Consider the following 18,800-nt stretch of genomic DNA (forward strand, 5'->3'; position numbering starts at 1 on the left):
TTCTCTACTTGAGGGTTGATCCTACGCTTCCAACGTCTTTCACAAAAGCCATGCCGCCAATCGAACATGTTTCTCCACGATGATAAACAAGAAGAAAAAAGGAAGAAGGGAACGCGCCCCTCCTTCCTTCTCGTCCGCTAGCAGCAACGCGACACTTTGCCGCCTTTGGCATTGTAGCGCGCCTCTTGCGCCTCGCAGAAAAACTCTTTCCGCGACTTGATCGGCTCGCCAGGGTGATGGGTTTTCATATGCTCAACATATTTTTCATAACTCGGCACGCCGACAAGCAAGTCAAGAAACTGCCGGCGATAAGCCAAAACGTTTTGCAGCCATTTAGGCATAGTGCTTCGCTCCTTCTCCATCGCGCGGCACGTACGGCGCTTCTTTGAGCGGCACATGTTTGTTTTGAAGCACTTTGATCCAGATGTTCAATGCGGAAATGAGCATGGCGATCACCACGAGCATGAAAATCGCGCACAATGTCGCATCAATGTAGTCATTCATAATAATTTGCCGCATTTGCGCCTCATTCGTTGCCGGCGCCAAAATTTTGCCTTGGCTCAAGCTGTCTTGGAACATTTTTGCATGCGACAAGAAACCAATTTTGACGTTTTCATGGAACAGCTTTTGATACCCGGCCGTCAGCGTGACGACCAAAAGCCATGTTGTCGGCACGAGCGTGACCCAAACATATGCCTTTTTGCCCATTTTAAATAGAACCGTCGTCGCAAACAACAAGGCGATGCCCGCCAACATTTGGTTGGCGATGCCAAACAGCGGCCATAGCGTGTTGATGCCGCCCAGTGGATCGACGACGCCTTGGTATAGGAAGTAACCCCATGCCAATACGCAAAGGGTCGTGGCGATCAAGTTCGATGCAAGCGAATCCGTTTTGCCGAGCGGTTTGTAAAACGTGCCCATAATGTCTTGGATCATGAAACGGCCGACGCGCGTGCCGGCGTCAATCGTCGTCAAGATGAACAGCGCTTCAAACAGGATGGCAAAGTGATACCAGAACGCCATAAGCGCCTTGCCGCCGATGACGCTCGATAAAATGTGCGCCATCCCGATCGCCAACGTCGGCGCCCCGCCCGTGCGCGACAACACCGTTTGCTCGCCGACGTCCTTCGCCAGCTGCGCAAGCATATCCGGCGTTACGGTGAAGCCCCATGACGATACCACTTTTGCCGCCTGCGCCACGTCTTGGCCAATCACCGCCGCCGGGCTGTTGATGGCAAAATACGCCCCTGGCGTCAAGACACAAGCCGCCACCATCGCCATAACAGCGACGAACGACTCCATCAGCATCGCACCGTAGCCGATCGGCCGCGCATGGCTTTCAAGCTCAATCATCTTCGGCGTTGTGCCGGATGAAACGAGCGCGTGGAATCCAGACACCGCGCCGCAAGCGATCGTAATGAACAAGAACGGGAACAAGTTGCCTGCAAACACCGGCCCGGTGCCGTCGATAAATTTCGTCACCGCCGGCATTTGCAAGTCCGGCATGACGACGAAAATGCCAAGCGCCAGTCCAACGATCGTACCGATTTTCAAGAACGTGCTCAAATAGTCGCGCGGCGCAAGCAACAGCCATACCGGCAGCGCCGAGGCAACGAAGCCATAAATGATCATTAAGATGGCGATCGTTTCCCCTTTTAGCGTAAACATCGCCGAGAGCGTCGGGTGCTCTGCGACGTACTGTCCGGCCACGATCGACAAAATCAACAGCACAAATCCTCCAAGCGACGCCTCCGCAACGCGCCCCGGGCGAATGAAGCGCATGTAAATGCCCATCAAAATCGCAATCGGGATCGTTGCGGCGATCGTAAACATCCCCCACGGGCTTCCGACAAGCGCTTTCACAACAACGAGCGCCAATACGGCCAATAAAATAATCATAATGCCCAAAATGCCAAGCGCTGCGATCAAGCCCGTCACCGGGCCCATTTCTTCCTTAATCATTTCGCCAAGCGACTTCCCGTTGCGGCGCATCGAAGCGAACAAAATGACAAAGTCTTGCACCGCTCCGCCGAGCACAACGCCGATCACAATCCAAAGCGTCCCCGGCAAATACCCCATCTGCGCGGCCAGAATCGGTCCGACAAGCGGTCCAGCGCCGGCAATGGCGGCGAAGTGATGCCCGAACAACACCCATTTGTTTGTCGGAACATAGTCTTTTCCGTCATTGAACACCTCAGCCGGCGTTTTCCGGTTATCATCAAGACCGAACACTTTGCGGGCGATAAACCGGCTGTAAAATCGATAGGCGACCGCATACGTGCAGACGGCGGCGACGATCAGCCACATGGCGTTGACCGATTCGCCGCGGCTTAAAGCCAAAATGGCAAACGCTGCGGCCCCAAGGACGGAAATCAGGCCCCATAACAAAATCGATTTTAGCCCCTTCACACGGCTTCCTCCTTTTTTATTTGTCAAAATCCTTTACGCTACTATTATATTCATTATTCTGAAAAATTTAAAGACATTTTTTCATCTTCAACTAATGTATAAGTTTGGTTCTATAGGAGGGTTTTCCCGCATTCCTATTGCACAAAAGTATAAAACAAGTCTTTGGCGCAAAAAATGTAATTGCACCCATCGGCTTAACCAGCAACTGACCATGAAGCACCCATCGATTGTCCCCAGCTCCATCTGACGGTGCAACGGACGAAGCAACGATCAACTAATATTATCTCAGTAAAGGGTTCGAGAAGGTGAAGGCGATCGAAGCATTGTTATGGAGCATTGCTTTGCCTGGATTCGGGCAACTGTTGAACAAAAAGTATATCAAAGGAATTTTGTTTATTGCGTTGGAATTTGTGATTAACACCCAATCTCATTTCAATGAAGCTATCCGCCTCAGCTTTTTGGGACGTACGGATGAGGCCGCCCGCATTGTCGATATCGGATGGCTGATGTTTTATCCATGTCTATACTTTTTTGCCATGTGGGATGCGTTTAAAGACGCTGGCGGCGGGCGGACACCGTACTCGTTTTTGCCGTTTGTCGTCTCCGCCTACTTTGTGACGATCGGCTTGATGTACTCAACGCACGTAACGGTTGGCGGCGTGTTTTTCGGGCCGATTTGGCTGCCGATCTTAGCTGTCATCCCCGGGCTTTCCATTGGATGGCTGCTGCAATTTCTGCTGCTGAAATGGAAATAGCCATCCGCTTGGCGATTGCCCTACCACAAAAGCCGCCAATTATTCATTGGCGGCTTTCGGTTGCGGCTCTTTGGCGCTTTTTCGTTTTTTCATCGCTCCCGCCACAATGACAGCGGCAACAACGAGCAGCTCAAATCCATACTTCACGGCGGGATTGGCAAAATACGCCTTTAAAAACGGCTCATCGACGATCATTTTCGCCGCCGTCCAGGCGAGGACACCGGCGCCGATCGTAATAATGATTGGGAAGCGCTCGATCCATTTTAAAATGAGCGTGCTGCCCCACACCATGATCGGCACAGAAATGAGCAGCCCAAGGAGCACGAGGAGAAAACTTCCGTGCGCGGCTCCGGCAACCGCCAATACGTTGTCAAGCCCCATCAACGCATCGGCAATGATGATCGTGCGAATCGCTTCCCATAAATTTCCCCCGGCTTCAACATCGTCGTGTCCCTTCCCCTCAACAAGCAACTTATAGGCGATCCAGACAAGCAACACGCCGCCGACAAGCAAAAGCCCTGGGATTTTCAGCAGCCAGACGACAAAAATCGTCGCCAGCGCCCGGATGACGACAGCGCCTACCGTCCCCCAGACAACGGCCTTTTTTTGCTGGTGCTTCGGCAAGTTGCGCGCCGCCAACCCGATCACAATGGCGTTATCCCCTGCCAGCAAAAGATCGATAATAATGATTGACAGCAACGCCGTCCAAAACTCCGCTGACAACAGATCCATGGAAGAATCCTCCTTTATAAGTTATATTTTTCTTTTAATGAAACTGGAGCCATCTTAATGACTTGTTGCAAAATAAATAGGAAGACGGTCAAATCATCGATCAAACCAAACAACGCAAGCCAATCTGGAATGAGGTCAAGCGGCAACGCTATATACAAAAGCAGCAAACCGACGGAAAACAATTTTTTTCGCATTGGCACTTCATGAGAAACGAAAAATTCGAACAAAAACGGTAGAAAACGCCGGACATGGACGATGAAGCGAAGCCGTTTCCACCATTTGCGCATGTCATCCCCTCCGCTTTTTGTTCTTTTTGAAGCCGAACCTATCTTCTTTTACGATTATCTTCCCCCCTTTTGTTTCATGACATGAAAGAAGGCCTTTACCATCCTTGGTAAAGGCCTTCATAAGTAAAAGAGACCTTTACCCACATCGGTAAAGGTCTCGCTAACAACGTCGCCGTTGCCAACAAAGCCGAGGGCGTGCACCCTGAACTGACGACTTTGCTGTTAAAGCTACTCCCCTTTAACAAAAGAAACTATAATTCGTTTTTATATTTCCATGATATTCAATATTTATACCTGTTGTCAACTCTTTTTCTTGACAAGAAATGAATCCAATTTATTGCCCCGCCGTAAACTTCAAACCAATGACTCCGACAAGAATGCAAAGCAAAAACGCCACCCGCAGCGCGTTGACCGGCTCGTTTAAAAACAACATGCCGACCAAGGCCGCCCCGAGCGCTCCGATTCCCGTCCACACCGCATAGGCGGTGCCGATCGGCAACGTTTTTATCGCCAGTGATAAAAAGTAAAAGCTCGCCGCCATCCCCGCAATCGTCACAACAGAAGGCCAAAAGCGGGCAAACCCGTTCGTATATTTCAGCGCGATCGCCCATACAACTTCGAACAAACCAGCAACTATTAAACAAACCCACGCCATGCCCCGTCCTCCTTTTTTAGCGAAAATAAAAAAGCCGCGAGAACGATCGAAACGATGCTCCTCCCGGGCTTTTGTCCCTCCGTGTACGCGAGCCGCGCCGCGCGTTTTCTCTCGGTCACAGGCCAGCCGTCTGGCAGCTGCGGAACCCTAGAAAACATTCCCTGTATTTACTTGGCTGCCAATCAGTATAACACGTCAGCCAAACGCTTGCAATCCATCCGCCTTCCGCGTATTTCCGACAGATGAAGGCCGAGGGGGCCCCCATCCGTCTTACACCGGGTCGTTATCGACGCCACTGTACGATTCAATCGCTTGATCCAGCGCCCGATACGCCTCAGCGAAGGCGTTCGTCGCCGATTCATCTCCAGCCTCGGCCAGCTCCATTCGTGCATTGCGCGCATGGGTGACGGCGCGAATGACGTCTTCAATCATTTGTTTCTTCTCCCCAGCGCTCGCCTTCAATTGTTCAAGCTCATGGAGCGCCCCGTCAAGGCTCGTCGAACGTGGTTCGTCAAATGCTTGTTCCAACCGTTCTTTCACACGCTGCAACACTTCTTTCATGATCGCCCACCCTTCCTTGATTCGTTGTCATCCGCTAGTGTGAGCGATTGGCGGCAAACTATGCATTACCAAGACGCTGAAATTGTGTTTACTCCTTATCCCGACCCACTGGGCAATGGCGATCATAAGCGGAATCCCAACGCCGATCGTGGCGTAAATGATGTGAAACGTCAGCGTCAACTCTGTCAGCACGCGGCTGAGCCACACTGGATCATACTCGCGCATGTTTCATCCCCACTGTGAAAACAGCCGTCCCATCAACGAAACGAACACGGCCGCTGCCGCCAAAAAACTAATCCATATGAGCCACGTTTCTTGCCGTTTCCACACGTTCATTCCCCCCGTAAAGTCCTACATGACATAATTGTGATAAACATCACAAACCAGTTGTGTTTATTATCCCATAAACTTCCCGCTCTTATCCATCGCAAATTCGAATAATTTGCGACGTTTTTCACATATTCGTCGTGACAAACAAAAAAAAGCAGGATGCCCTGCCGTTCGTGATCACAAATACTTCCGATGCACCGTCTTCCCGTCATACGTAAACAACATCGGCTTCTCTTCAACAACCGTCTCCATATGAACCGGCCGTCCCCACAGTTGATAAATGTACGGCAATACTTTTTCCAAATATTTTAAGTCAAGCTCAATCCCCTCATACCAATGCTTCAAATACAGCTCCCCATTACGCATATAATCGCCGTCATTGACCGTGATATACGGGAATCCGCCGTTTACCCGCATGCTGACGAGTTGGTCGCGGATATGCTCCCAGTTTTTGTCGACGATTTTATATTCTTTTCCCTGTTTTTGGAACAAATACATGTCTTCGCGCATGACGAGCTCTTTCGTCAAATAGTTGCGCAAAAACGAAATGTCGGATTCCAGTTCGCGCACTTCAAAAATTTTCGCCCTCCCCGACCCCGGCTTGACGCCGTATTTTTTCATCTCCTCAGTCGGGTTGTTCCACCGCTCTTCAATGTCTTCAAAAATTTTCAGTCCTAAATAATACGGATTGATGCCGGTGCGCGACGGTTGCACGACGTTGGCGTTCAGTTTCGCAAATTCAATCGCCTCATCGCTCGTCAAATCCATCTCGCGCAAAATGCGCTGATGCCAATACGTCGCCCATCCTTCGTTCATGATTTTCGTCTCCAGCTGCGGCCAAAAATAAAGCATTTCCTCGCGCATCATCGTTAAAATGTCGCGTTGCCAATCCTCCAGTTCGCGGCTGTATTCTTCAATGAACAATAGCACATCTTTTTCCGGTTGCGGCGGAAACTTGCGCCGTTTTTTTCGCGGCGGCGTTTTCAGTTTGTTCCGCTCGTCAAGCGACCATAAATCGTCGTACGGCGTCGATGTTTTCGGAGGCTCCTCCTCTTCGTACACTTCCGTATCTTCCCACGTCCATGACAGCTTCGGCCGCAGGAGCGAGGGATCGATATGCTCCTGAATGGCCAAGACAGCATCCAAAAATTTTTCCACTTCCAATTTTCCGTATTGATGTTCATAATGCTTGATCCGCTCCGCTGTCGCCGCCATGCTTTCCACCATATCGCGCTTCGTGTTGCTGAAGCGGACGTTGTTTTTGAAAAAGTCGCTGTGAGCCAACACATGGGCGACGATCAGCTTATTTTGGATGAGCGTATTCGTATCGAGCAAAAACGCGTAGCAAGGGTCCGAATTGATGACGAGCTCGTAAATTTTGCTTAACCCTAAATCATAATGAAGCTTCATTTTGTAAAACTGTTTCCCAAAGCTCCAATGGGAAAATCGCGTCGGCATTCCGTAGGCGCCAAACGTATAAAGAATGTCCGCCGGACAAATTTCATAACGCATCGGATAAAAATCAAGGCCAAATCCTTCCGCAATTTCGGTAATTTCGGCAATGGCCCGTTCCAGCTCTTTCAGCTCGCCCTTCCGCATCCATCTCCCCCCTTTTTCCTCTTATCACAATGTATGAGGAAAAAGGGATTTTGATACGTTCGCAATCGTCAAGATGTCAACGAACCCCTTTCTATCACCCTTTTTTATCTAACTCTTTATGGCAATATGCCTGCAAGAAAGGGACATACTTTATGACAGTGTGATCTAAGCGGAACAGAAACTGAGCAAAAAGTTCAAATCTTTTCGATTTGGATAACAGGATTACAAATATTCCCATCACACCAGAAAGAACCATACTTCCTGCCACATCAGCCGGATAATGAACACCGACAAAAACTCTAGAAATCCCCACCACTATAGCCCAAACGAATGCCGGATACCCCCACCGATCCCTTCTAAACAACAACATCCATGCGATGGAAAATGCTAAAACGGCATGATCACTAACGAAAGAAGAATCAGAAGAATGAGGTAGTAACTGATGAACGTGATGAACAACAAACGGGCGTGGATGATAATACACAAGGTGAATGACGACATTCACAGACAATGCAAGCAAAGCTGTCAGAGCAGTATATAAAGCCGTATATGGTCTTTCCACCCCTTTCTCCCCTTTTCGGTAGAACCAAAGGAACAGGACGACGGCAACAGAAATATATGGCACACTGTTACTAGCAACTACCATGATAGTATCAAGGAAAGAAAAATGTCCTGCCCATCTGTTGATCAATTGAAATATTTCATCATTCATTTTGTTTTCCTCCCTTTACAGTTGTCGACTTGTAGTTAGCCTCTTGGGCCAAAACAACATTTTCAGCATACCAACTAACACTAAAAAAACTTTAAACAAGATATTAAGAATTGATGAAGAAAGAGCAATGGCACGGTATTAATGGTAATATGGCTTTGCGAGGTACACAGTACTTCTAAAAACGACCAGTTTTCCAAATTCGGGAAATAGGCATGACTAACGTCGGGAGGGAGTTAGATGGCCTACTGGATTTCACTATTTGAACAGCATAGTTACCTTATTTTGTTTCTCGTCAGGTGATATAATTGATCTGTCGAGATCTGTCTTGACAGACCATTTTGCATGACAGGAATATCGCCGCCATGCAATGCAATACTAGGAATTCTCTAAAATAGAGGCAGGGAGTAGGAATGCAAAAACATATTTTAATTATTGAAGATGAAGCACAAATAGCCAAAGTATTAAAAATTGAACTTGAATACGAAGGATATACAGTAACGATTAGGCATGATGGGAAATCAGGTTTGAAAACAGCTTTAACAGAAAAATTCCATTTAATCCTACTGGATATCATGTTGCCCGAACTAAGTGGTATAGAAGTATTGAGAAGATTGCGCAAAGCAGGAAATTATACTCCCGTCATCCTTTTAACCGCCCGGAATACCACATTGGATAAAGTAATGGGATTAGACCAGGGGGCCAATGATTATGTGACGAAGCCTTTTGAAATGGAAGAATTATTAGCGCGAGTTCGGTCTTGTATACGTTATAAATCCTTAATCGAAGAATCAAACGAAGAAAAATCGCTCTTAATCGTGAAAGATTTGGTTGTTAATACTGATACAAGGGAAGTTACAAGGAATGGAAAATCTATATCCTTAACCCCAAAAGAGTATGATTTGTTGCTGTATTTACTGATCAATAAAAATAAAGTGATGACTCACATTTCGCACCCTCCCGACGAAAATCGGGAGGATTTTTTCATTCCGATGTCGAATGAATCCTTGACACACAAGGAACGTAAAGGAGTTTTTCTCTCATGAATGTGAAAGTCAAAGGGGTCTATCGTAATGGTTATTTGAATATAATAAGTGTTCTAGTCAAAAAACTCGACATCCCCCACTTGATTGACCATCTTGTGCCCGTCGATCCACAATGCCAAACGCGAGTCAGCGATGCCGTTCAAGCCATCCTTTACAATCTATTTGACGGCCGGCAAGCCCTGGTTCACTTAGAACGATGGGCTCAGGAGATCGATCTAGAGAAACTCATCCGTCCCGGTCTCCAGCCTTCCTGGTTGAACGACGATGCCTTGGCCCGTCATCTCGACCGCTTGTATGAGGCCGATATTCACAAGGTCATCAGCACTTGCTTGATTCACATTTATCGCAAAGAAGGCCTTTCCCTCCGAGCCTTTCACGCTGATACGACGGACAAGACGGTTTACGGAGCGTATGAATCGGCCTCATTAGAGGCTTTGCAGATCACACATGGCTACAACCGCCATCACCGTTGGCAAAAACAGATCGGCTTCGGGCTGGTCGGCAACGAGGATGGCATCCCGTTTTACGGCGATGTGCATGACGGCAATCTATCGGATAAGGCGTGGAATCCTGAGGTGCTGTCGCGGATCCACGAACAGTTCAAACAAGCCAAGATCGACGACGAATGGATTTACGTGGCTGATTCCGCTGCCATGACGAAAGACACCTTGGCGCAGACGAAAGCCGCCCGTGCCTTTTTGATCACCAGAGGCCCTTCGTCGCTTCGGATCGTGAAACGGGCGCTCGCGGAGGCCGATTCGCCTCACATCCCGTGGAGCGAACCCTTTACCCTGGCGGAGAGAAACGGCGCCACGTACCGGGTATGGGAAACGGCCGCGACCTATGAAGGCCACCCGGTTCGGCTGATCGTCGTTGAATCGAGCGCGCTCGACCAGCGCAAAGGAAAGACGCTCGAAAAAGAGCGGGTCAAAGAAGCGGAGCTTCTTCGTGAGGAACAAGTCCGTTGGGAGCGCCACCCCTTCTCCTGCCGCGAAGACGCCGAACAAGCCTTGACGTCCCTCAAGGCGTCCCTTCGCCCTCGGTTTCATCGAGTGGAGGCCGCGGTCGAAGAGATCGTGCGTCCGAAAAAACGGCGAGGACGGCCGAAAAAAGGGGCGGAACCCGAGACGGAGACGCTGTACACCCTTCGCCTAAACGTCGAATTCGACCAACCGGCATGGGAACAGGCAAGACGGAAAGCGTCCCGGTTTGTCCTCGTCACGACCGTTCCGAAGGAATGGAAGGGCCAACAAATGGATGCCCAAGAGATCTTGAAGCTGTATAAAGGGCAAATCTCGGTGGAAATGAACTTCGCGTTTTTGAAAGATCCGTTTTTCACGGATGAGATTTATGTCAAAAAGCCAGAACGAGTTGCCGTATTGGGCTATCTATTTCTCTTGGCCTTGGCGATTTACCGCGTTTTTCAGCGCCGGGTGCGTCAGTTCATCACACCGGAACACCCGTTAAAAGGGGCTGGAGGCCGCAAGCTGACCCGGCCAACCGGGCAGGCGATTTTTCAGCTGTTTCAATATGTGAACGTCGTCCTGTTCCAGCTGCCGGATGGACGCATCCAACGCGCACTGGATCGCTCCCTCAACCCGGATCAGCGAAGGATTCTGCAGGGATTGGGCATGGATGAGAGCATCTACGTCTAACATGATACAGAACGACTAGCGATGGTAAAAAAAGGATTGCCATCGCTCGTTGTGTTGGTCAAAAAGTTATTCTGAAAAACTAAATAAAAAATCCTTTGTTTTGACCTTGTTAGGGTGCGAAATGTGAGTGATGACACGCGAAAATATTCTGACCAATGTATGGGGCTACGAATATGAAGGAGAAACAAACATGATTGATGTGCACATTGCCCACCTTAGAAAAAAGCTTGACGAAGGTTTTGGCTCTCCCCTAATCCATACGGTTTGGGGGGTCGGATACGTTATAAGGGAGAAATAGTAAATGAAGACTACCACGAAAATCAATTTATTGACGACCGCTTGGCTGATTTGTATTTTGTTCGTTACCAACGTGTTCGTCTTTTTTTCTTTTATGAAAATAACCGTTGATATGGAAAAGGAGGCAGCCTTTCGAAAAGCACACGAGATCATCGAGGCAAACCGAGCCCCTAATTCTATATCGTTGCCTCGTGATCTTTTAGAGTCTTACCTAACGGACCATTCTTTTATCAGGGTTGTCAACCCTCACGCTAAGGTTATCATAGAGGTAACAAATGACCGTTATTTATCCAAGATAAAAGCAAAATTTGTAACAAAGAACGAGTCGCAACTCCGTAAAATGAGGGAGGAGCAAGTTCTGCTTGTCCGTATCCCCATTTCGTCGCCTCGCCATGTCATAGGCACCCTTGAAATTGGAGAGCGACTCATGGGACTTGAAATGCGAAAAGATATTCTACTGTCCATTTTAACGGTTTGTTCGGTGATCGCTGTCTTCTTATCGTTGCTCGGGGGAAAATGGTTATCAAACGTAATTATGCACCCCATTTCCAGCATGATCACCTCAATGAAAGAAATCGAACAGAGTGGTGTTCTCAAACCTATACTCATTCAAAACAACATGCCTGATGAACTCCAAAAAATGGCCATGACATTTAACCGTATGATCGAACGGCTGCAAGAAAATCTTGAAAAGCAAAAACGGTTCGTTTCGGATGCCTCACATGAATTAAAAACGCCTCTTACGGTCATCAAAAGTTACGCTGATTTATTAAAGCGGCGAGGGGTCCAAAATGAAGCAATGGTCCAAGAAGCTATTGAAACCATTTATTTGGAGGCAACAAGGATGCAAAAGATGGCCGAAGCTTTGCTTGACCTAGCGGCGTCGGAAAAGGAATCTATACTGGAAGTGGAACCGGTCAATCTTATTTCGGCTCTCAGCCATATTTTGCGCCAACTCCAAACTGTATATGCCAGACCTATACGACTTCATTACTCCCAAAATCCGATCATGGCTGAAGTGGATGAATTAAAAATGAAGCAGGTAATGATTATACTGCTTGATAACGCGATCAAGTACAGCCAAGATCCGATCGATGTATTTCTAGAACAGAGGGAAAAATACGTTATAATACGAATAAAAGATTACGGCATCGGGATCCCAAAGGAAGACATCAAACATGTTTTTGAGCGTTTTTATCGGGTAGACAAGTCGAGAAGCAGGGAAACAGGCGGAACAGGGCTTGGGTTATCCATCGCTCAAAATATCGTCCGGCAACACCGGGGGGAAATTCACATCGACAGCGAGTTAGGAAAAGGGACGGAGGTAAAACTTCTCATCCCTATTTCTCCTCGCTGCAACGAAAACAACCGAGGGTAAATATAGGCGGATGTTTTTCTGTTGGGGGACGGCCGTTTACCTTTTTTGTCCTATGATTTATAATGATGGTACAAAACATCACGGCAAAGCGTGGTGGTCATTTGCAACACTATTTGCATTATCTTATCGAACACTTCGGCTACATCGGCATTATGGTGGCGCTGATGCTCGGCATCGTCGGGCTGCCGATCCCTGACGAGCTGCTGTTGACATATGCCGGTTACCGCGTTTCAACGGGGGCGTTTTCGTATCCGCTCGCTTTTCTTTCCTGCTGGCTTGGAGCCATCATTGGCATCTCGCTCAGCTATATGCTCGGGATTACGCTCGGGCTGCCGTTTTTGCATAAATTCGGTCCCAAGCTCCATCTTACAGAAAAACGGCTCGAGCAAACGAAAGCGCTTTTTTCGAAGCTCGGCCCAGCGGTATTGTTCATTTGCTATTTCATCCCCGGCGTTCGGCATCTCGCCGCCTTTTGGGCCGGCATGAACGCCTACCGTTGGAGAAAGTTTGCTTTGTTCGCCTACAGCGGGGCGATGGTGTGGGTCGCTGTCTTTTTGACGATCGGCGCCTATTTTGAAAGCCGCTGGATGGCCGTCAAGCAGTACATCCATGCCTACCGTCCATTCTTATTTCCCGTCTTTTTGGTCGCTCTTGGTTTTGCCATCTTCTATTGGTACATCCAGCAAAAGCGAAAAACACCGGGCTAATCTCCGGTGTTTTTCGTTTCTCTATGCGCGCTATACGTTCTCGCGCGGGCCGCGATGGTACGTTTCCGTCAGCAGACCCATAAACAGGCCGAATCCGAACATAAACATCGAGGCCCCGATAATGCCGAGACTGATGATCGTCAAGAAATAGTCTTTGTTGTAAGCGCTTGCGATAAAACTAAGCAAAAACAGTACAACTCCGACAATCAATCCCACTGACGCCATCCATTTGCACATGTTGATGATTTCTTGCCCTTCGTGCCGTTTGTTCATTCTCATCATCCCCTTATTTTGAGGATACTATCCTTGTCACAAAATTGCAACATTTATTTTTCCTTTTTCGTTTTCATTTCGGTTATAATTTATATTTTGCCTTCTGTCGCAACATTTACAGGGCAACAAAACGCCCCGCCGTCATACACTAACAATGACTCCTTCTTGATAAAGGAGGCATGCCGCTTGAACACCGTCGACTATGATAAGGCGCTCTATTACACGCATCGCTCCGAATGGGACAATTTGCTCATTTTAATGGTGCGTACGCCTGATGATATTCTGTCGAAAAAAATTGAAAAGTTTCTCCACGCTTATAATTTTGAACATGACTACTCCGTCATCCAGGAGCGGTTGCACGCCTTGCTTCGCTATATTGACCATGCGCTTGAAGTGAGCGAACAAAAAATGGGAGTCGAGCAGTACGCGCAGTTTTACTCATAAAACGAACGGGGAATTGGCCGATGCCAATTCCCCGCAGATTGTGCTGATCATTGCGCATAAGAAGGCGAAACGGTGCTGAGCACATCCTTTACGCGTTGCATGACGGCTTCTGTTAAGCGCGCTAGTCTTTCTTCGCTGTCCTCTAGCGACGTCCCTTTGACGCCGAAGTACGCCTTCATTTTCGGCTCCGTCCCTGATGGACGCAGACAAAACCACGAGCCATCCTCCAAGATATACTTGAGCACATTGGATGTCGGCAAATCAATGGCCGTTTTTTCGCCGGTCAACGTGTTCGTCCGCTCTTTCGTTTTGTAATCCTCAATCACCGTCACCTTTTTCCCCGCGGCCTCCACCGGCGGCTGTTGGCGGAACGACGCTAAAATCGCGGCAATCGCCTCTGCTCCTTCTTTGCCTTTCAGCGTGAGCGATCGTTGTCCCTCGCGGTAATAGCCGTACTGGTCAAACAATTGCAAGAGCGCCTCATACAACGATAGCCCTTGCTTTTTATAAAACGCGCACACTTCCGCCGCGAGGACAGCCGCCTGCACGGCATCTTTGTCGCGGACAAAATCGCCGATCAGATACCCATAGCTTTCCTCATATCCGAACTGGAACGCATATTGCCCTGTTTGTTCGTATTCCTTCATTTTTTCGCCGATGAATTTGAAACCGGTCAACGTATCGACCGTCTCAAGATCAAACGATTGGGCGATCGCCCGACCAAATTCAGACGTCACGATCGTTTTTAAGACAACACCATTTTCTGGCAGAGTGCCTTGAGCTTTTCGTTGCGACAGCAAATAGTGGAGCAACAAGCCGCCGGTTTGATTGCCGGTCAGCACGACATAGTTTCCCTTGTCATTTTTAACCGCCACGCCCAGCCGGTCGGCATCCGGGTCGGTGGCGATCAACAGATCGGCGTTCACTTGCTTGCCCAACTCCATCGCCATGGCGAAGGCCGCGTGTTCTTCCGGATTGGGCGAGGCGACCGTCGAGAAATTCGGATCCGGCAGCTCCTGCTCTTTGACGACAAAGACGTTTTGGTAGCCGAGCTCAGCGAGCGCGCGGCGCACCGGTTTGTTTGACGTGCCGTGAAGCGGCGTAAACACGATATTGATCGCCGTTTCCCGAGCGAGCTCCGGATGGATGGAAATCGTTTTGACCGCATGGATATAAGCATCATCGACTTCGCTTCCGATGATGCGAATAAGGCCTTTTTCTCTTAACGTTTCCTCATCTTCCACATGAATGGCGAGCTCATTTTCGACTTCATTGACATAGCGGATCACTTGGTCGGCGACAGCAGGCGGCAGCTGTCCCCCGTCCTCTCCATACACTTTATAGCCGTTATATTCGGGCGGATTATGGCTAGCGGTGATGACAATGCCGGCAAACGCCCGCAAACAGCGAACAGCAAACGACAGTTCCGGCGTTGGACGCAATTCATCAAACACGTATGTTTGAATGCCGTTCGTAGCCAACGTTTTCGCCGCCTCCATCGCAAATTCCGGCGACTTATGCCGGGAGTCATAGGCAATGACGACCCCGCGTTGCTTCGCCTCATCGCCAAACGATTGTATGTATCGCGCCAATCCTTCTGACGCTTTTCGCACCGTATACATGTTCATTCGGTTCGTCCCCGGGCCAATCTCGCCGCGCATGCCGCCGGTGCCGAATTCGAGATTTTTGTAAAAGCAATCCTCCAGCCATCGTTCATCATTGCGGCGTTGTTCCAACAACCGCTTCAATTCCGGATCGAGCTGCGGCTCACGCAGCCATTGTTCGTATTTTTGTCTCCACTCCATCGCTGTTCCCCCTTGATTTTCATTTTCCCTGTTTATGTATTCGCTCCCATCATACAATATACCTGCCAAAAGAAAAAGGATGCCCTGGAAAAAATGTGGGCATCCTTTTCCCCCATTACCCTTGCGGCTGCGACGGTTCCGAAATGCTCGTCAACGCCTGTTCAGCCGCTTCGTTTGATGCGCTGTTCGTCGCAATATCGCCTAACGCAACAATGCCTTGAAGCTGGTTGTTTTCCACGATCGGCAAACGGCGAACTTGATGTTGGGCCATGACATTCGCGGCTTCCTGTACGCTCATATTCGGCGTACCGGTGACGACTTGGTTCGTCATGACCTCCGCTACTTTGACGGTCGACGGGTCTTTTCCTTGGGACGAAACACGCAACGTAATATCGCGGTCCGTAATCATCCCTTTGACTTGCCCGTTTTCCACAACCGGAAGCGCCCCAATATTTTTTTGGCTCATGATTTGCGCTGCTTCTTGCACCGTTTGGTTCGGCGAAATCGTTGCGACGTTTTTCGTCATAATGTCCTGCACTTTGTTTCCGCTGTTGTTCGTCAATGTGATCCTCCCCTTTCACCGATTAGTATGGCTCGTTTGTCGAGCGATATAGATAGAAAATGTTGTTTTCTTTCCTGCCCTTTGCCGGTTATGAATGGACGTGCCGTTTTCTTTTCCCTTATAATGGAGCTGAACAGTGTAAGATCGGGCAACGGTGTCTGCAACGGAAGAAGGGGAGAAGGATGGAACAAGAAAAACGCGCGGAACACTTGCTTTTGGCCGCATGGGCGACTGCGCTCATCGCCACCCTCGGAAGCCTTTATTTTTCGGAGGTGCTTGGGTACATTCCGTGCGACCTGTGCTGGTTTCAACGCATTTTTATGTATCCGCAAGTCATCATTTTAGGAATCGCCATCGTGCGCAAAGACGCTGCGGCAGCTCGCTATAGCTTCACACTGTCATTGATTGGCGGGGGTATTTCTCTGTATCATTATGGATTGCAAAAAATTCCGCTGCTTCAAGAATACGCCCTCAGTTGCGGCCGCATTCCGTGCACAGGGCAATATATAAACTGGCTTGGATTTATCACCATTCCATTTTTGGCGTTCACTGCCTTTATGATCATTATTTTGTTAAGTTGGACCGTCATGCGCCAGCAAAGAAAGGAGAGCGAACGTTGAAAAAACTGCTCGCATTTGGCGGCATCATTGTCGTCCTGTTCGCTGCGATCGCGTTTATTACGATGTACGAACAAAAAGAAGCCGCAAGTAACAATCCTTACCATAAAAGTGAGCTCAACCCAGCCACCATCGCCCAACTTGACGACCCGAACTACCGCAACATTATTTTGCCCGCGGAGCTGAAACAGCAGCTGGCTGACGGCAAGACGCTCACCGTTTACTTTTACAGCCCGACATGCCCTCATTGCCAACGGACAACCCCGATCGTCGTTCCTTTGGCGAAACAGCTGGGCATCGACTTAAAATTGTTCAACTTGCTCGAATTTGAAGACGGTTGGGACATATACCATATTGAAGCAACCCCGACCATTGTCCATTATGAAAACGGCAAAGAGGCAAAACGCATCGAAGGATACCATGATGAAAAAACGTTTCGCCGATGGTTTGCCTCACTGCCAATGCCAAAAAAATAAGGAGCTGCGCCTTTTACAAGACGCAGCCCCTTGCCCTACATCACCCACTGGTTCACAGCGGGAACATACATGCTACACGGCATCGCCCGCTTATGGATAAACTGCTTGGCCCGAAATGGAAAGGTGATGCCATGACGAGCCAAAATTTTTTGGTTGCGGGCAAACAGCCATTCATATTGGTCGCACTCTCCATGTTCCCCCATATATTCGATGACGGTAATGAGCGACTGCAGCGCCGAAATGATTTGGAAAGCCTCCTTCATTGTTCCATTATATGCCACATGTTCGTGATCTAACGAAAGAATGCCCCACTCCTCAAATTGACGGATTTGTTCATCATCGAAGTAATACGGGAACACATCGGTATAAAAGTAGTTGAGCAAATACTGCATGTAATGCTCTTGTTCCGGAGTCGCTGCATACATCATTTTCAACGTCCATACCACCTTTTCTCGCCGCAATGCTTGCGTTCTCCATCATGAAGACGATACTATGAGTGTACCATATCTCGCGCAAGGATAGGGGTAGAAAGTGTTTCCACAGCTAACAAACAATTGGGAGTGTGACAACTTTGTGGACAAGAAAAGGCGATTGGCTGGAATGCATCATCCCTAGCTGGTGGAGCGGTTTGACGATTGAACAGCTCCTGAAAGACGTATGGGCCGCCTCGAAAAAGCTCGCCCACCGTTGGCGGATGGAACACGGCGTCAAACTGAACGGCCAGGCTGTTCCCTGGAAGACGGTGCTCAACGAACGCGACCGGCTTCAGCTTTACGCATATGAGCCGGAGCCGTCGTTCATCGTTCCAGAATATCGGGAGCTTTCGATTTTATGGGAGGACGACCATCTGCTCGTCTTGAACAAAGAAGCCGGCATCGACATTCATCCGTCCGAACCGGGGCAAACCGGGACGCTCGCCAATGCGGTCGCGTTTTATTTGCAGTCGCAGGCAATTTTAACAAAAGTGCGCCACATTCACCGACTTGACCGCGACACGTCGGGAGCGATTTTATTTGCCAAACACCCTCTTGCCGGTGCGACGCTCGATCGGATGCTCGCCCACCGTGCCATCAAGCGGACGTACGTCGCCCTTGTTCACGGTCGTTTGTCCCCGAAATCAGGAACCATTTCCGCGCCAATCGGCCGCGACCGCCACCATCCAACGCGCCGGCGCGTCTCGAAGACGGGGGCAAAAGCGGTGACACACTATCGCGTCATCAAAACATTCCCGTCAACATCGCTTGTCGAGCTTTCTCTCGAGACTGGACGGACGCACCAAATCCGCGTCCATTTGGCCCATCTCGGCCATCCGCTCGTCGGCGATGTGCTTTATGGCGGCAAACCAGTGTTTCATCGCCATGCGCTTCATGCCGCTAAGCTAACGTTCCGCCATCCGTTTACAAACGAAGAGGTCATTTGTCTCGCGCCAACAAGCGATTTTCCCACCGACCTTTCGCGCATTTACAATTGATCTACTCCGCCGTCCTTCAATGGAGGAGGGGA

The 18,800-nt window shown here is 49.1% G+C and carries 22 protein-coding genes, 1 pseudogene and 1 riboswitch; of the genes and pseudogenes, 10 read left to right on the forward strand and 13 right to left on the reverse strand.

The features are described from left to right. Positions 1-137 precede the first annotated feature (137 nt). Complete coding sequence (locus GC56T3_RS15240) at positions 138-341, reverse strand: YbdD/YjiX family protein (protein WP_011230117.1); 204 nt, start codon at positions 339-341, stop codon at positions 138-140. Then, a complete protein-coding gene (locus GC56T3_RS15245) occupies positions 334-2,409 on the reverse strand; it encodes a carbon starvation CstA family protein (protein WP_013146269.1) in 2,076 nt (691 codons plus the stop codon). Before GC56T3_RS15245 ends, GC56T3_RS15240 begins: the two co-directional genes overlap by 8 nt. 305 nt (positions 2,410-2,714) lie before the next feature. Here GC56T3_RS15245 and GC56T3_RS15250 point away from each other — a divergent pair, with 305 nt between their 5' ends. Further along, positions 2,715-3,164: a hypothetical protein gene (locus GC56T3_RS15250; RefSeq protein WP_013146270.1), complete on the forward strand. Its 450-nt coding sequence runs from the start codon at positions 2,715-2,717 to the stop codon at positions 3,162-3,164. A gap of 39 nt (positions 3,165-3,203) precedes the next feature. Here the strand turns inward: GC56T3_RS15250 and GC56T3_RS15255 are convergent, their stop codons facing one another. From GC56T3_RS15255 to GC56T3_RS15285, 7 genes and pseudogenes are all read right to left on the reverse strand, one after another. Then, positions 3,204-3,896, reverse strand: a complete 693-nt coding sequence (locus GC56T3_RS15255) for a TerC family protein (protein WP_013146271.1) — start codon at positions 3,894-3,896, stop codon at positions 3,204-3,206. Positions 3,897-3,910: 14 nt separating this feature from the next. Then, positions 3,911-4,183 carry a YkvA family protein gene (locus GC56T3_RS15260; RefSeq protein WP_013146272.1) on the reverse strand — a complete coding sequence of 91 codons (273 nt, stop codon included), beginning with the start codon at positions 4,181-4,183 and terminating at the stop codon, positions 3,911-3,913. A 334-nt stretch (positions 4,184-4,517) separates the two neighbouring features. Beyond that, positions 4,518-4,838: a quaternary ammonium compound efflux SMR transporter SugE gene (sugE, locus tag GC56T3_RS15265; protein ID WP_013146273.1), complete on the reverse strand. Its 321-nt coding sequence runs from the start codon at positions 4,836-4,838 to the stop codon at positions 4,518-4,520. A gap of 58 nt (positions 4,839-4,896) precedes the next feature. Then, a riboswitch (guanidine-I (ykkC/yxkD leader) is annotated at positions 4,897-5,000 on the reverse strand. Between the two features lie 108 nt (positions 5,001-5,108). Further along, positions 5,109-5,399, reverse strand: coding sequence for a hypothetical protein (locus GC56T3_RS15270; protein ID WP_013146274.1), 291 nt, complete (start codon positions 5,397-5,399; stop codon positions 5,109-5,111). 66 nt (positions 5,400-5,465) lie between these two features. Continuing rightward, positions 5,466-5,624 (reverse strand): annotated as a pseudogene (locus GC56T3_RS15275) (cytochrome ubiquinol oxidase subunit I); the annotation flags it as partial. Positions 5,625-5,906: 282 nt separating this feature from the next. After that, a complete protein-coding gene (locus tag GC56T3_RS15280; RefSeq protein WP_013146276.1) occupies positions 5,907-7,328 on the reverse strand; it encodes a SpoVR family protein in 1,422 nt (473 codons plus the stop codon). Positions 7,329-7,422: 94 nt separating this feature from the next. After that, positions 7,423-8,040 (reverse strand): undecaprenyl-diphosphatase, encoded by a 618-nt coding sequence (locus tag GC56T3_RS15285; RefSeq protein WP_013146277.1) that lies wholly within the window; start codon positions 8,038-8,040, stop codon positions 7,423-7,425. A gap of 410 nt (positions 8,041-8,450) precedes the next feature. On the opposite strand from GC56T3_RS15285, the gene GC56T3_RS15290 reads away from it, so the two are divergent. The 5 genes from GC56T3_RS15290 to GC56T3_RS15310 all read left to right on the forward strand — a co-directional run bounded on the left by GC56T3_RS15290 (position 8,451) and on the right by GC56T3_RS15310 (position 13,120). Next, entirely contained in the window at positions 8,451-9,083 is a 633-nt protein-coding gene (locus GC56T3_RS15290) for a response regulator transcription factor (protein ID WP_083778793.1), read from the forward strand. After that, positions 9,080-10,738: an IS1634 family transposase gene (locus GC56T3_RS15295; RefSeq protein ID WP_041468546.1), complete on the forward strand. Its 1,659-nt coding sequence runs from the start codon at positions 9,080-9,082 to the stop codon at positions 10,736-10,738. The genes GC56T3_RS15290 and GC56T3_RS15295 overlap by 4 nt, the downstream gene beginning before the upstream one ends. Before the next feature lie 130 nt (positions 10,739-10,868). Continuing rightward, positions 10,869-11,036 (forward strand): winged helix-turn-helix domain-containing protein, encoded by a 168-nt coding sequence (locus GC56T3_RS20240; RefSeq protein WP_152333148.1) that lies wholly within the window; start codon positions 10,869-10,871, stop codon positions 11,034-11,036. Positions 11,037-11,039: 3 nt separating this feature from the next. Next, positions 11,040-12,413 (forward strand): cell wall metabolism sensor histidine kinase WalK, encoded by a 1,374-nt coding sequence (locus GC56T3_RS15305; RefSeq protein WP_013146278.1) that lies wholly within the window; start codon positions 11,040-11,042, stop codon positions 12,411-12,413. Between the two features lie 101 nt (positions 12,414-12,514). Continuing rightward, positions 12,515-13,120, forward strand: coding sequence for a DedA family protein (locus GC56T3_RS15310; RefSeq protein WP_011230077.1), 606 nt, complete (start codon positions 12,515-12,517; stop codon positions 13,118-13,120). A gap of 30 nt (positions 13,121-13,150) precedes the next feature. Here the strand turns inward: GC56T3_RS15310 and GC56T3_RS15315 are convergent, their stop codons facing one another. Then, positions 13,151-13,399 carry a hypothetical protein gene (locus GC56T3_RS15315; RefSeq protein ID WP_013146279.1) on the reverse strand — a complete coding sequence of 83 codons (249 nt, stop codon included), beginning with the start codon at positions 13,397-13,399 and terminating at the stop codon, positions 13,151-13,153. Positions 13,400-13,579: 180 nt separating this feature from the next. Between GC56T3_RS15315 and GC56T3_RS15320 the strand changes: the two genes are divergently transcribed. Further along, the gene (locus GC56T3_RS15320; protein ID WP_013146280.1) at positions 13,580-13,837 is read left to right on the forward strand and encodes a YhdB family protein; all 258 of its coding nucleotides are present in this window, start codon (positions 13,580-13,582) and stop codon (positions 13,835-13,837) included. 47 nt (positions 13,838-13,884) lie between these two features. On the opposite strand, the gene GC56T3_RS15325 is transcribed toward GC56T3_RS15320, so the two are convergent. Continuing rightward, positions 13,885-15,642 carry a phospho-sugar mutase gene (locus GC56T3_RS15325; RefSeq protein ID WP_013146281.1) on the reverse strand — a complete coding sequence of 586 codons (1,758 nt, stop codon included), beginning with the start codon at positions 15,640-15,642 and terminating at the stop codon, positions 13,885-13,887. A 115-nt stretch (positions 15,643-15,757) separates the two neighbouring features. Continuing rightward, on the reverse strand, positions 15,758-16,204 hold the full coding sequence (locus GC56T3_RS15330; RefSeq protein WP_013146282.1) for a CBS domain-containing protein: 447 nt from the start codon (positions 16,202-16,204) through the stop codon (positions 15,758-15,760). Between the two features lie 182 nt (positions 16,205-16,386). On the opposite strand from GC56T3_RS15330, the gene GC56T3_RS15335 reads away from it, so the two are divergent. Further along, positions 16,387-16,824: a disulfide oxidoreductase gene (locus GC56T3_RS15335; protein ID WP_013146283.1), complete on the forward strand. Its 438-nt coding sequence runs from the start codon at positions 16,387-16,389 to the stop codon at positions 16,822-16,824. Next, positions 16,821-17,297 (forward strand): thioredoxin family protein, encoded by a 477-nt coding sequence (locus GC56T3_RS15340; protein ID WP_013146284.1) that lies wholly within the window; start codon positions 16,821-16,823, stop codon positions 17,295-17,297. The genes GC56T3_RS15335 and GC56T3_RS15340 overlap by 4 nt, the downstream gene beginning before the upstream one ends. 35 nt (positions 17,298-17,332) lie before the next feature. Here GC56T3_RS15340 and GC56T3_RS15345 read toward each other — a convergent pair whose 3' ends face one another. After that, entirely contained in the window at positions 17,333-17,731 is a 399-nt protein-coding gene (locus GC56T3_RS15345) for a YhcU family protein (protein WP_013146285.1), read from the reverse strand. A gap of 137 nt (positions 17,732-17,868) precedes the next feature. Here GC56T3_RS15345 and GC56T3_RS15350 point away from each other — a divergent pair, with 137 nt between their 5' ends. Continuing rightward, positions 17,869-18,768 carry an RluA family pseudouridine synthase gene (locus GC56T3_RS15350; protein WP_013146286.1) on the forward strand — a complete coding sequence of 300 codons (900 nt, stop codon included), beginning with the start codon at positions 17,869-17,871 and terminating at the stop codon, positions 18,766-18,768. Positions 18,769-18,800 lie beyond the last annotated feature (32 nt).

Origin of the sequence: Geobacillus sp. C56-T3, assembly GCF_000092445.1 — a bacterium.
Taxonomy (GTDB): domain Bacteria; phylum Bacillota; class Bacilli; order Bacillales; family Anoxybacillaceae; genus Geobacillus; species Geobacillus thermoleovorans.

What these genes read in the sequence shown, in the direction of transcription:
- GC56T3_RS15240 (WP_011230117.1), bottom strand. Translation starts at nt 341, where the DNA reads ATGCCTAAATGGCTGCAAAACGTTTTGGCTTATCGCCGGCAGTTTCTT.
- GC56T3_RS15255 (WP_013146271.1), bottom strand. Translation starts at nt 3,896, where the DNA reads ATGGATCTGTTGTCAGCGGAGTTTTGGACGGCGTTGCTGTCAATCATT.
- GC56T3_RS15260 (WP_013146272.1), bottom strand. Translation starts at nt 4,183, where the DNA reads ATGCGCAAATGGTGGAAACGGCTTCGCTTCATCGTCCATGTCCGGCGT.
- sugE (WP_013146273.1), bottom strand. Translation starts at nt 4,838, where the DNA reads ATGGCGTGGGTTTGTTTAATAGTTGCTGGTTTGTTCGAAGTTGTATGG.
- GC56T3_RS15270 (WP_013146274.1), bottom strand. Translation starts at nt 5,399, where the DNA reads ATGAAAGAAGTGTTGCAGCGTGTGAAAGAACGGTTGGAACAAGCATTT.
- GC56T3_RS15280 (WP_013146276.1), bottom strand. Translation starts at nt 7,328, where the DNA reads ATGCGGAAGGGCGAGCTGAAAGAGCTGGAACGGGCCATTGCCGAAATT.
- GC56T3_RS15285 (WP_013146277.1), bottom strand. Translation starts at nt 8,040, where the DNA reads ATGAATGATGAAATATTTCAATTGATCAACAGATGGGCAGGACATTTT.
- GC56T3_RS15290 (WP_083778793.1), top strand. Translation starts at nt 8,451, where the DNA reads ATGCAAAAACATATTTTAATTATTGAAGATGAAGCACAAATAGCCAAA.
- GC56T3_RS15295 (WP_041468546.1), top strand. Translation starts at nt 9,080, where the DNA reads ATGAATGTGAAAGTCAAAGGGGTCTATCGTAATGGTTATTTGAATATA.
- GC56T3_RS20240 (WP_152333148.1), top strand. Translation starts at nt 10,869, where the DNA reads ATGACACGCGAAAATATTCTGACCAATGTATGGGGCTACGAATATGAA.
- GC56T3_RS15305 (WP_013146278.1), top strand. Translation starts at nt 11,040, where the DNA reads ATGAAGACTACCACGAAAATCAATTTATTGACGACCGCTTGGCTGATT.
- GC56T3_RS15315 (WP_013146279.1), bottom strand. Translation starts at nt 13,399, where the DNA reads ATGAGAATGAACAAACGGCACGAAGGGCAAGAAATCATCAACATGTGC.
- GC56T3_RS15325 (WP_013146281.1), bottom strand. Translation starts at nt 15,642, where the DNA reads ATGGAGTGGAGACAAAAATACGAACAATGGCTGCGTGAGCCGCAGCTC.
- GC56T3_RS15335 (WP_013146283.1), top strand. Translation starts at nt 16,387, where the DNA reads ATGGAACAAGAAAAACGCGCGGAACACTTGCTTTTGGCCGCATGGGCG.